Origin of the sequence: Winogradskyella alexanderae (genome assembly GCF_020166335.1) — a bacterium.
GTDB classification, from domain to species: domain Bacteria; phylum Bacteroidota; class Bacteroidia; order Flavobacteriales; family Flavobacteriaceae; genus Winogradskyella; species Winogradskyella alexanderae.
This window is the reverse complement of sequence record NZ_JAIUJR010000008.1, coordinates 1-12,879: the sequence shown is the minus strand read 5'-3', so window position 1 is coordinate 12,879 and position 12,879 is coordinate 1. Positions and strand designations below refer to the sequence as shown.

At 34.6% G+C, this 12,879-nt stretch carries 8 protein-coding genes; 4 read left to right on the top strand and 4 right to left on the bottom strand.

Annotated elements, in window-relative coordinates:
• Nucleotides 1–32: 32 nt before the first annotated feature.
• From LBU54_RS11700 to LBU54_RS11685, 4 genes are all read right to left on the bottom strand, one after another.
• Nucleotides 33–293, bottom strand: coding sequence for a heavy-metal-associated domain-containing protein (locus LBU54_RS11700; RefSeq protein WP_224529816.1), 261 nt, complete (start codon nucleotides 291–293; stop codon nucleotides 33–35).
• Between the two features lie 140 nt (nucleotides 294–433).
• On the bottom strand, nucleotides 434–1,483 hold the full coding sequence (locus tag LBU54_RS11695) for a nucleoid-associated protein (protein ID WP_224529813.1): 1,050 nt from the start codon (nucleotides 1,481–1,483) through the stop codon (nucleotides 434–436).
• Nucleotides 1,484–1,692: 209 nt separating this feature from the next.
• Nucleotides 1,693–4,050 carry a hypothetical protein gene (locus LBU54_RS11690; protein ID WP_224529811.1) on the bottom strand — a complete coding sequence of 786 codons (2,358 nt, stop codon included), beginning with the start codon at nucleotides 4,048–4,050 and terminating at the stop codon, nucleotides 1,693–1,695.
• Between the two features lie 38 nt (nucleotides 4,051–4,088).
• Complete coding sequence (locus LBU54_RS11685) at nucleotides 4,089–4,691, bottom strand: ribonuclease HII (RefSeq protein WP_224529808.1); 603 nt, start codon at nucleotides 4,689–4,691, stop codon at nucleotides 4,089–4,091.
• A 214-nt stretch (nucleotides 4,692–4,905) separates the two neighbouring features.
• On the opposite strand from LBU54_RS11685, the gene LBU54_RS11680 reads away from it, so the two are divergent.
• The 4 genes from LBU54_RS11680 (at nucleotide 4,906) to LBU54_RS11665 (ending at nucleotide 12,599) form a co-directional block, all read left to right on the top strand.
• Complete coding sequence (locus LBU54_RS11680; protein WP_224529783.1) at nucleotides 4,906–8,214, top strand: SusC/RagA family TonB-linked outer membrane protein; 3,309 nt, start codon at nucleotides 4,906–4,908, stop codon at nucleotides 8,212–8,214.
• Between the two features lie 16 nt (nucleotides 8,215–8,230).
• A complete protein-coding gene (locus LBU54_RS11675; protein WP_224529780.1) occupies nucleotides 8,231–9,727 on the top strand; it encodes a RagB/SusD family nutrient uptake outer membrane protein in 1,497 nt (498 codons plus the stop codon).
• 23 nt (nucleotides 9,728–9,750) lie between these two features.
• Nucleotides 9,751–10,485, top strand: a complete 735-nt coding sequence (locus LBU54_RS11670; RefSeq protein ID WP_224529779.1) for a hypothetical protein — start codon at nucleotides 9,751–9,753, stop codon at nucleotides 10,483–10,485.
• Nucleotides 10,486–10,628: 143 nt separating this feature from the next.
• Nucleotides 10,629–12,599: a putative porin gene (locus tag LBU54_RS11665; protein ID WP_224529777.1), complete on the top strand. Its 1,971-nt coding sequence runs from the start codon at nucleotides 10,629–10,631 to the stop codon at nucleotides 12,597–12,599.
• Nucleotides 12,600–12,879 lie beyond the last annotated feature (280 nt).

The window sequence follows — 12,879 nt, the reverse complement described above, 5'->3', positions numbered from 1 at the left end:
TGTGTGAAATAAGGTTGCCGAACCACAATCAATTATACCTCAAAGTCTTTTGTTGGTATAGCATGGAAGCCTGTTTTTTTTACAGAATTTTCTAATTCTTCAACACTAAGAAGTTTAGAAACAAATACCGTCAATTCTCTTGGAAAAACATCCGTGTTTATTGTTACGGCTTTAACACCATCTAGACGAAGGATTCTTTCCTTTATTGACTCTAAATCACTCTTATGTACTGCATCTGTACCAAAAACTCTGCCTCGTGGACCAGGAATAATATTGTCTGATATAAGACTCATAATGAAATGGTTATGCGTTAAACACAATTTTGCCAGGGCAAATTTCCCTCGCTTGTTAATTTACAAAACCTAAAGGGGACATAAATTGATATTGGTCAGTCTTGGATAATTTTTTTGGTTATATGGGTATCTTGAGTTAATTAAGACTCAGCATTAAAGAAAACCTTATAATAATGCATTTTTTTATCGCTATCATAACCTCTTTCTAAGTATTCCGTTGAAGCACTGGGTGAATCAATGTCAAGTTTTATTTGAATATTGGTATCTAACCTAATTTCGGTTTTGATCTTTTGTTTTTGTTTTTTCAAAACGCGTTCTGAAACATCAAACTGATTTCGGATTAATATTTTATTTTCAGATTCATAGGCTTTCTTGTAATTTTCAAAAAGCTGTATCTGATCTTCTTCCCCAAAGACTTCTTCTTTAAAAGATTCGATATGTATTATTTCATTTTCCTTAAAGAAATCAACGGTTTTAGACAAAAAATTACTTTGTTCCTGACCGCCAAAATTTGGATGGAGTACTTCTTTTGAAAACGCTCTGCAAAGCTCAATACAGTTTTTAGTGTGCTGGTGACTATCGTCCGGATATTTTATGTTTAGAAAGTGTTTTGTCCAGTATTGCGTGTCATAAGTATTATTATCTACGCTAAGTACTATTTTACCTTCTGTATCAGAGCTGTTTAATACCAAACACCCTTTATCTACTTTTTTTGCTTGAATTCCTTTTTGCACAAGAATATCATAATTCCCTGATTCTAAATAGGTTTGAAAAAATTCAGCCTTATTCTCAATTTTATAAATTCCAATAGCATCGGTGAAATAGTCTTCGTATTGTATGTTTTCAAAATGACAAATCAAGACATCTCCAGTTTTTATTTGTGCGGAGTTACTTTGCTCATAGAGATGGGTTACGATGTGTTTTGACACTTCTACAAATTCTCCTTCATTTTTAAAAAGTTGGTCGCTGTATGTATTAATTTCGTTTAAACCTATGTCGCTGTGGTGGTGAAACCGATAACTTTCAGAAACACTTGCAAAGGGTTTTAAAAGGTAAGGTAATATTAAATTGTAGGTGGGTTCATCAAATGTTACTGTGCTATCCGAAAAGGCGTTTTTGGTGTCATTAAACTTGTTGCCAACCTTATGAATTATGAACTTTTTGATTGATGCTTTCTGGCGTTTTATCATTTTTTTTTGAAATAATTTAAGGGCTACAATAGTACAAAACGAAAGGTTGATAACTAAAAAAACGCCAAAATAAATTTGGCGTTTAACAGACTCAGGGACTTTGAGATTTGGTTGTCTTTGATATTTTATAAAATCTTTATGTAGTTGATTAATAACAGGTTAAATATAGCTAAAACTACCAATATTTAAAAATGATATACATTTAAGGCCTAATTCAGTTTGTAAGTTAGGACCGAATTAGCGTCACTAAGCGTAATTAATTCTAATTTTTTGTCACTATCTAGTTTGGCTAAAATAGCGCTAGATATTCCGTATACCGGAAAATTAGGAATTGGTGCCGCTTGACTATCAAATAGGTAAACCTTTTTAGATTGCAGGTCTGTGGTTGTGATGTACAGCTTATCATTTAGATATAAAATCTTTGGAGGTGTGTAGTCTCCAAAATCTAAATTTACCGTTTTAGATCTGATGGTTAATTTATTGTCATCCAATGAAACAAGCGTTCTTGATGTTGCATCTATCTTATGGTTTTCTGTAAGATTTAGATTTGTTCTAGTAATCTGTCCTTTAGTATTTACCTGTATGAGTTCTCCAAGGGTATTGGTTGTTGTAAATTTGTTTTTGTACACGAAAATAGCGTTATCAGAAAATCTAAACTTCTGTGTAATTGGAATTCGAAGTGAGCCACGTCTACTCAGAATCTTTAATTCTTCTCCCGAAGCAAAAACAATGTAATCTTTGCTATTAATTCTAAAATGTTTAGGCTGTGTTGTAATAGTACCGCCTTTAGCCTTGTATTTAAAACCAACAACGCTTTTGCCTTTTGTATTATACATAAGCAAATTATCTGATTGTGTTACCAACAATCTATAGTTTTTTTTATTGTCGTAGTCAAAAACAGATAAAGGCTGTGTTATTTTGTCATTGAATTTTAATGGAAACGGACCAACGTCATTACCGTTTCTATCGAGAACATAAACACGTTTTGATGTTGCAAATGCAAGTTGAAGCCTGCCGTTTTTGTAAATATCAATTTGCTCAATATTACCGATTATCTTGTCCTGTAATTTTTTCTTCCACAGGATACCTCCTGAATTAGAAATGAGATAAAGATTATTGTTTACATCTTGTACAGCAATGTCACGGGTTTTATTTAAATGATTTACTAATGTTTGCGGTCCTGCAATAATTTGATTTTCTAAAACAGTAGAAAATAATTCGGAAATAGTATTAGAAGGGTTTTGTTTTTCAAATTTCTGTATCACGCCATTTACATGGGCAAAGCCATTCTCGTAAACATATTGAACAGCATTGGCTTGGTAATCCTTTACATCAGTTGCAAAAATTTTAGATAAACTTGTTTCATTTTTATAGACAAATAAAGAGGATTCATCACTCAATTGTTTTTCAATATTTTGAAATGCGTCATACTTGGCCAAGGTTTTACCATTTAGATAGTCCGAAATTATTTCTTTTAAAGTTTCAATAGAGTTGGAAAAAACCACAAAATTGTCCTTAGAGAATAGATACGAAGCATTGCTATAAGAAAGTAATGGCTTAAGTTTACTAGAAAAATAGTCTGGGTTTTTAAAGTTGTAAATAGCAATTTCCCTGAAAGATTCTTCAAAAGATTTACCGTCAATGGATTCCATTAATAAATTAGGATCTAGACTGTGCAATATAATGGCATTATCTACGCTGGCGATTTCATCACAATAATTAAGAAATGTTTCAGTAGTATTTAAAACTTGGCTAGAATCATTATTTGTATTTAAATCAAGAAGGGGAAAATCGTTAAAAGCAACACTTGTCAACTCACTAGTCTGCATTGGCGCTATTTGTGGCGAGCTGATTCTTTGGGGAATTGTATTCCTAAAATTATTGAGCACATTTGGAATCGAGTCTTTATTAATCAGAATACCATTATGAGTTATTCCTTTGCTATTAATATTTAGGTCTACAGTCAGATAACCTTCTTGAGGTCTGTCGATAAAAAGTAATTTGGAATAATCAGGATTTGATACGTCAATTACCATTGAGGCAGTTGCAGTAGTGTTTGTCGTCTGTAACAAGTCACTTATTGGGCTTATTTCTTTTTTAATACGAAGACTGCTTAATAACGAAGAATCGTTTGAGGCTAGAATTAAATTGTTTTCATTCCTAAAATAAAACTGAAGTGTATCTACACTAGTTTTTTGAATTAATCCTTCTTCAATAATAAATCGACTATCATTCAGGCTATCTGAGGTTAAGCTAGAATCACTTCGCTCACTTATTATAACAAAACGGTTTTTATTCAATTCATTTTCTAAAATTGATACATATATAGGTGAGGTGGAAACAAGTGTATCTGTAATTTTTAAGATCGGTTTTATGTCCTTATTATATATAGCACTTATAATAGCATTCGTTTCAACAGCATTTTTAAACTCGCTGTACGAATTTATCTTAAGGACAAGACTTGATTCCTCTGGGATAAAATGAAAGGCTTTGATGTTTTTATTATACTTGTTTTGGCAGGAAAAGAGGAGCAGACAGACCAAAACCGAAAAACAAAAGTGTTTCATTAAATAATGGATAATTAAATTGATACAAATATAATAAGTTAGAATTCCAATTGATATTGCTCTGGTAACAATCTGAAAGATTTTCTGTGGTATTTAGTTATTCCATATTTTTTAATTGCTGCTCTGTGCTCTTTTGTGGGATAGCCTTTATTCTTTTTCCAATTATACATAGGGAACTCGTCATGGATTTTTTCCATGTATAGATCTCTATAGGTTTTGGCAAGTACAGATGCGGCAGCAATACTTAAATACTTGCTATCTCCTTTTATAATAGTATTATAAGGTATGTTTTTGTAGGGTTTAAATTTGTTACCGTCTACAATTATATATTGAGGTTCCATTTCAAGATGAGAAATGGAAAGGTGCATTGCTTTAATTGACGCATTTAGAATATTTACCTTATCAATTTCAGATTCGTAAACATGTTTTACAGCATAACATGTAGCCTCCGATTGGATCACTGATTTTAAAAGTGTTCGATTCGCTTTGGAAACCTGTTTGGAATCATTTAATAAATGGTTTTTAAAGGTATGCGGAAGAATAACGGCTGCTGCCGTGACAGGGCCCGCTAAACACCCTCTGCCTGCTTCGTCGGTACCACATTCTAAATCAAACTTTGAAAATTGAATTTTTAAGGACAAAATGTTAAAGTTTCAACAAAGTTAAAATTTTAACGCAACCCTTTTACAAATCCTGTATCTATTGAATGAGTAATATCTCGAAAAAGCCTTAAAAACTTTTAGAAACCAACATTGAAAGAATCACAATTGAGTTAACATTTTTTTGGCAAAAACACTTGTTTATTTAATATTTAATTAAGATGTTTGCAACTAGACTAACTCAAATAATTGTTTTATGAAATTAAAGTTAACATGGTTATTAACGCTATTTATGGCGTTCGTGATGCAATTTTCTTTTGCACAAGAGAAAACTGTCACAGGTACAGTTACTACAGCTTCAGATGGTTTACCCCTTCCTGGTGCTACAGTAGTTGTAAAGGGTACGGCGAGAGGTACTCAAACAGATTTTGATGGTAAATATACTATTCAAGCTAAAGTAGGAGACGTATTAGTAATCTCCTATGTTGCTATGGACGCAACTGAAGTTACAGTTGGTGCAAGCAACGTATATGACGTAGCTCTTTCAGAGAATGCGTTAGAAGAAGTTGTAGTAGTAGGTTATGGTACTACAACCAAAAAAGCATTCGCGGGTACTGTGACCACAGTAGATGCCGAGAACATTGAAGATAAAAACTTTGCCAACGTAACACAGTCGTTAGCTGGTGAGGCATCTGGTGTTCAGGTAATCAATACAACGGGTCAACCAGGTACAGTGTCAGCTGTACGTATTCGTGGTTTTGGTTCTATTAGTGGTAACCGTTCTCCATTATATGTAGTAGATGGTGTGCCAATTACAGCAACTGAAACGTTGAATGCTATTAACCCAACCGATATTAAAAGTACAGTAATCCTGAAGGATGCAACAGCAACTGCGATTTATGGTTCTAGGGGTTCTAATGGGGTTGTATTGATTACAACTAAGTCAGGATCTTCTGCTGAGAGCTATATCGAGGTGGATGTTAAAACTGGTGTTAACGCACAGCTAATTCCGCGTTACGAATTAATTAGAAATCAAGAGGAGAATATTGAGTTGATTTGGGAAGGTGCAAGAAACCAGCAAATGCTTCTTAATGGTCTTAGTATGGATGAGGCAAATGCTTTTGCATCTGCTAATTTATTCTCTGATGCGCCTACGGGAATTATTCCTGTACGTTATAATATGTGGAATGCACCTGGTGATCAATTAATTGATCCGGCAACTGGTCAATTCACTGGCGTTTCAAGAAAGTTTACACCAACAAACTTCCAGGATTTATTAATTAGAGAAGGTGAGCGTTACGAAGCTAATGTGAGATTTGGTGGCGGTAACGATAAGACAAGATACTTCGTTTCTGGTGGTTTCCTTGATGACAATGGTATCATCCGGAATTCATCTTATAAAAGATATACTGTAAGAACTAATATATCTTCACAAGTGAAAGATTGGTTAAAAGTTGGTGCGAATGTATCTTACTTATATGCTGAGTCAAGAAACAGTACAACGCTTGGTGGTGCATCTGCGGTATTTGAATTTATAGATAAAACACCGACATTATTTGGTGTTTACGCAAGAGACAATGATGGTAACTTAATTCCAGACGAAAGATTAGGAGGCTTTGTTCCTGATTATGGTGCAATCACTTTTGGTGGTGCAGTGCCTGGTAGACCAGCTTCTGATGGTGTTAGTCCATTTGGCAATATGCTTTATGATTTTAATGGTTCTGATAGAAATGAATTTTTGGGTAACTTCAATTTAGATTTTACTATAGCTGAAGGACTTACATTCGAAAATGCATTTAGTTACCAGTACAGAGGGAACATTGGTAAAACAATGTCAAACCAGTTCTATGGACCTGGTTTATCTGCAGGTGGTACTTTAGGTCAAACAAACAGTACATTTGAAACATTAAACTTACTGCAGCTTGTGCGTTATAGAAAAGATTTTGGTAAGCACTCTATCGAGGCTCTAGCAGCACACGAAATTAACGACCAAAGTTTCCAGTTTATCTTTGCTAACAAAGAAAAAGCCGTTGTGCCATTTGCATTAGAGCTTTCACAATACATTATAAATCAGTCATTACCGGGTGGTTATGAAGAAGGTAGATCTTTAGAGTCTTACTTCGCACAGGTAAATTATGACTTTGATGATAAATACTACTTAACAGGTTCTATTCGTCGTGATGGATCTTCAGTATTTTCTGATCCAGACAACAAGTGGGATACATTCTGGTCTGTAGGTGGTGCTTGGATTATGTCTAATGAGGATTTCTTAGCTGATAATGACTTTATTAGATACTTAAAGCTAAAAGGATCTGTTGGTCTAGCTGGTGATGAGGCTGGTGTAGTTGCTGCTCAAGGTTACTATAGTGGTGTAGATCAGTTCTCAGTTGATAACTTGGATGGTGCATTTTCAGTCTCTTTATTAGGAGACAGACAGAATCCGGATTTAACTTGGGAAAGAAAGAAACAATTACAGTTTGGTACAGAATTTACACTAGGTGATTTCTTAGATGGTAGTATCGACTGGTATAGAAACGATACTGAGAATTTATTCTTTAATATTCCGGTATCGCCTTCAACAGGTTCTGCCAATTTGTTAGTAAATGACGGTGAATTAAGAAATACAGGTTTAGAATTCGATTTAAACTTCCACATTTTCAACAAAGAGAACTTTAAATTAGATGTAGCTGTAAATGGTGCACACTACCAAAACGAATTATTAGAGCTGTTTGATGGTGCTCCAAATGATTTCGTAAACTTCGGAACTCGTGGTTTAGAAGTTGGAAGATCAATTTTCGATTTCTACATGAGAGAATATGCTGGTGTAGATCCAGCAGATGGTTTCCCAATGTGGTACCAGTACTATGATGATTTAAATGATAATGGTGCATTAGATCCAGGAGAAGAACTTGTAAATAACTCTTTCCTTGATGGAGAAGGTAATGAGCAGGGTATTCCTGATCACACACTTACACCGTATTTAAATGCAAACGGTAGTACAGCAAATATTCGTAAGCAAGTAACTAAGAACTTTAATGAAGCAACGCAACGCTATACAGGTAAGTCTGTAATTCCTGATTTACAAGGTGCGTTTAGACTACAAGGTAGCATTCATAACTTTACGTATGCAGCGCAGTTTACCTATCAGTTTGGTGGTTACGCATACGACAACAACTACAGAGAATTCTTCGAAAGAGGATTTAATACTGCTAGTGGTTCGTTACACGCAGACATTAGAGACAGATGGCAACAGCCTGGAGATATAACCAATGTACCATTATTAGGTAACGGTTCTGTACCTCAGGATGTTGGTGAGAGTGATAGATTTATTATTAGTTCAGATTACTTTGCTTTAAACTCTTTAAATATTGGTTACAATTTACCAAGCAAGTTTTTAGACAAGACAGGAATTGATAATGTTAACTTATTCTTGTCAGGGGATAACTTATTCTTATTCTCTTCAAGACAAGGATATGATCCACGTGTTAGAGAAGGTGGTTTTACAGCTAGAAATATCTATGCACCATTATCTTCTTTCACAGTTGGTTTAAGAATGAAATTTTAATTTAAAAAAAAGCGATATGAAAAAAAATGTTTTAAAATTTATTGGCTTAGGAATGTTGGTTTTAGGATTCCAGAGCTGTAACGATGATTTCTTAGAAAGAGAGCCGAGTCAGTTCATAACTGCAGATCAGATTGCAGATGTGGCGGAGCTAAATCCAGACTTAGTAGCTGGTTCTATTGACGGTATCTATACCGTAATGTTTACCAGTGGTTCTGGTGGTACTGGTGGCCATGATGATTTTGGTCAGAAGGCTTATGACATATTTAGTGATATGTTATGTAGTGACATGGCATTGTCTAATAGTGTTTATGGCTGGTATAGAGCATCAATAACTGAAATGCAAGGTACACAGGATTTTACCTTTGGAGATAACTTCCAGGTATGGTCGTACTATTACAGACAGGTACTAAATGCTAACTTAGCAATTAACACCTTAGGTGGTGAAGGTGCAGATCCAGAAGGAGCTAATGTAAGAGGTTTATTAGGACAAACATTAGCATCTAGAGCACACTCATACTTTATGTTAGTGCAGTTATTTGGAGATGATTATACACCAGATGCACCATGTGTACCTATTTATTTAGCAGACACTGCAGGTTCGCAACCAAAATCTACTCAAGCTGAGGTTTATGCTCAAATCGAGGCAGATTTAAATAGAGCAATCGAGTTATTAGACGGTTACAACAGATCTTCTAAATCTCAAATCAACCAATCTGTTGCAAAAGGTATATTAGCGTATGCTATTGCTGCACAGAGAAGTCGTTGGGATGAAGTAGCTACTTTAGCACAACAAGCAAGAGTTGAGTCAGGTACTGTATTAATGCCACCAACATCTGATACTTTCGGTATCTTAGGTGGTTTTAATGAGGTAAGCAACCCATCTTGGATGTGGGGTGTAGACATCAACGAAAACTCTGGAGTTGGTTTAGTATCTTGGTGGGGACAAGTTGACTTCTTCTCATATAGTTATGCTGCAGTAGGTGACACAAAAGTAATGGATGAAGATCTTTATTTAAGTATGAGAGCAGATGACGTTAGAAGAGATCAGTTCTTCTCTACACCTGGTAGTAACTACTTACAGCCATTATTTAAGCAGTACGATGCAGACCGTGTGCCATTTGGTACATCAACACTTGTAAAAGCAGATTACGTTTACATGCGTCATGCTGAAATGATTTTGTTACAAGCTGAAGCTGAAGCTAAGCAAGGTTTAGATGCTCAAGCAAGAACTACATTGAAGTTGTTAGCTGATAACAGAATTTCTGATACTTCTTACATCGATGCATTAAGTGGCGCTGCGTTACAAGACGAGATCTACATGCAAACGAGATGGGAGTTGTGGGGTGAAGGTAAGTCTTACTTCGCAATGAAGAGAAATCAGGCAACTATCGTGAGAGGTGCTAACCACTTATCATTTGTTGGTCAGCCAATTCCTTGGAACGATAACAGATTAACTTTTGAGATTCCTGCAAGGGAAATCCAAGATAATCCTAATATCAACACGCAAAACTAAAATTAATCAAAGACTTATCTCAAATGAAGAAAATTTTTAAATTATTAATAATCGGGTTACTGGTTCTTTCTTACGGTTGTGAGGAAGAAGCAGAACTCCGAACACCAAATTACATTACTTTCGGTGTTAACGAAATCACTGAGACTGTTGATGTAGGTGAAGGTAGTAAGACCATAGAAGTAAATGTTTTTACTGGAAACAAAGTAGGTACGGACAGAACATTTAGCTTAACTACAGCGAATTCTACTGCAGATCCGGCTGCTTACTCAGCGCCGAGCTCTGTTACGATAGAAGCTGGTACTAACGCAGCTACTGTTCAGGTTACAGTTAATGAAGCTGGTTTAACCTTTGATTTCCAAGAGATTCGTTTAGAATTCTCTCCAACTACTGATATTGACACTATAGCAGAAACTGCGGTAGTATCAATCAACGCTGCATTGTTATGTCCTCCTGCAACTGCTGGAAACGTAACAATTGAAATAGATACTGATAACTGGCCAGACGAAACGTCATGGGCGGTAACAGATTCTTCAGGCGCTGTGGTTGCTTCTGGTGGACCTTACAACAATCCGGCTGATGACTTTACTACAATCGTGGTAAATGTAACCTTAGGAGCAGGATCTTACACCATGACTCTTAATGATTCATATGGTGACGGTGGAAGTGCCTTCCGCGTAATCAATGGATGTAATCAAGTTTTAGCATCTGATGGTGGCTTTAACTTTGGAGGTAGTGTATCAGGAGGATTTAGTATTTAGTATACATAATACTTTACATATTAAAAGACCGTTATTTTTATAGCGGTCTTTTTTTTGTGCTTTATTTAAGACCACGAGTAGGTGTCTCTTTAATTAAATAATTAAATTTACAGCACGTTAAAGAATTGTAGTTCATTAGTATAATGATTCGGAAATACCTGGTTTTACTTCTCATTGGTTTCTTCTTTGTTACTAATAGTATAGCACAGACAAAACTTAGTACTGGTAACTCACAAAGACCAGATAATCCTTTTGGAGAGGATACTTCTGCAGTAAGACGTGCAAAGGGCTTTAAAAATGTCGCAACTATAGATATGTATCTTCAATACAATAAGGAATTAGATACCTCATTAGTAGATACCACTTTAATAATTGATAAATACTATAAGTTCAATTATTTGCAAAAAGATAATTTTGGCTTAATGCCTTTTGCTAACATCGGTCAGGCATATAACACCCTAACTTTCAATCAAAGAAGTACTAGTGCGCTCCCTTTGTTTGGTGCGCGAGCTAGACACTTTAATTATTTTGAAGTTAAGGACATAAAGTATTTTGAAGTGCCAACACCATGGACGCGGTTAACTTATAAAACTGCATTTCAGCAAGGCCAGTTATTAGATGCCTTTCTAACCGTTAATTTATCAAAACAGTTTAACTTTTCTATTGCATATAAAGGATTGAGATCTTTAGGTAATTATCAAAACGCACTTACTAGTACTGGTAATTTTAGGTTTACATCTAACTATAAGTCAAAAAATGATAGATATAGATCCTATGGTCATATTGTAATGCAAGATTTATTAAATCAAGAAAATGGCGGACTTAGGGATGAGGACCTTGTAAATTTTGAATCGGGCAACGAAGAGTTTATCGATAGATCTGTATTTGATCCAAACTTTGAAAATGCCGAAAATATTTTAGTTGGGAAACGGTTTCACCTAGAACATGCTTATGATTTAATAAGAAAGAAAGATTCCTTAGACTCGAATGTATTAAGCCTTACTAACACAATTTCATTTGAAGATAAATTTTATGACTATACACAGCAAACGGCTGTAGCCGGATATTTCGGGGATTCATTTTCAAATCAAATAAAAGATAAGGTTACAATCGAACATTTTTACACAGAACTAGGATTTGTTTATCAAAATGATTTACTAGGGCAGTTAGATTTTAATCTAGGTTTTACAGATATTAATTATGGTTATGATAGTGTGGTTTTAACCGCTTCTGAATTGATACCAAATAGAATCAAGGCAAATTTTCTTAGTGCAAACACAGGCTATTCCAAACAAATTGGTCAGTTTTTGCTTAAGGGAAGTGCAGGTATAAATTTATCAGAAGAGTTTAGTGGAAATTTTATAGATGCAAACTTATCCATTAATATTAATGAGGATATTAATCTCGGAGGTGGTTTAAATATTAGTTCAAGGTTACCTAATTATAATTTTCTTTTGTATCAATCTGATTATATCAATTATAATTGGTACAATTTGGAGAAGTTCAATAATGTCAATTCTCAACAATTCTCATTTAGGCTAAAATCAGAGAAATATCTGAATGCGTCACTAGATTTAACTAATATCGATAACTATACATACTTTAATTTAGAAAATGTAGTGGATAAGGTTAGAGTTGTAAAACCTGTACAGTTTAGCGGATCTCTTCAATACCTGAGATTAAAGTTGCGAAGAGAGATTAAGTTCGGAAAATTTGCTCTAGATAATACAATTATGTATCAAAATGTGGTTAGCGATGAGGATGTGTTAAATGTACCCAATTTAATTACAAGAAACACACTCTACTACTCAAACGAAATATTCAATAGGGCTATGAAATTACAAACAGGTGTTTCGTTTAATTATTTTACCAAATATAACATGAATGGTTATGACCCCTTGCTTGCAGAATTTTATACGCAAAACCAGACTGAATATGGAGGCTTTCCACGTTTAGATTTCTTTGTTAATGCAAAAGTAAGGCAAACAAGAATCTTCTTTATTGCCGAACATTTCAATTCCTCCTTTACTGGTTTTAATTTTTATTCTGCACCAAATCATCCGTTCAGAGATTTTACAATACGTTTTGGTTTAGTTTGGGATTTCTTTCTTTAGTGAGTTTTGGACCGAGTAAACTGACTTTCTTTTTGTTTTTTTGGTATAAATCTTCAAATGATATACTTCAATTTTCGTACCCGTTCAATTAATGGCGCTTGAAATAATTACATTCGTAGCATTATAAGTCCTTGTTATGTAGCACCTTACTACATAAAGGAAAATTATATGAAAAATATTGAATTATTTTTCTCCAAATAGTCTAATAAGTTTATATCTTTGCGCCCCGGAAAAGTTGTCCGGTGGTTGTTTTGGAAAATATTTTCAAAATAAATTTGGA

What these genes read in the sequence shown, in the direction of transcription:
- LBU54_RS11670 (WP_224529779.1), top strand. Translation starts at nt 9,751, where the DNA reads ATGAAGAAAATTTTTAAATTATTAATAATCGGGTTACTGGTTCTTTCT.
- LBU54_RS11675 (WP_224529780.1), top strand. Translation starts at nt 8,231, where the DNA reads ATGAAAAAAAATGTTTTAAAATTTATTGGCTTAGGAATGTTGGTTTTA.
- LBU54_RS11700 (WP_224529816.1), bottom strand. Translation starts at nt 293, where the DNA reads ATGAGTCTTATATCAGACAATATTATTCCTGGTCCACGAGGCAGAGTT.
- LBU54_RS11680 (WP_224529783.1), top strand. Translation starts at nt 4,906, where the DNA reads ATGAAATTAAAGTTAACATGGTTATTAACGCTATTTATGGCGTTCGTG.
- LBU54_RS11695 (WP_224529813.1), bottom strand. Translation starts at nt 1,483, where the DNA reads ATGATAAAACGCCAGAAAGCATCAATCAAAAAGTTCATAATTCATAAG.
- LBU54_RS11690 (WP_224529811.1), bottom strand. Translation starts at nt 4,050, where the DNA reads ATGAAACACTTTTGTTTTTCGGTTTTGGTCTGTCTGCTCCTCTTTTCC.
- LBU54_RS11665 (WP_224529777.1), top strand. Translation starts at nt 10,629, where the DNA reads ATGATTCGGAAATACCTGGTTTTACTTCTCATTGGTTTCTTCTTTGTT.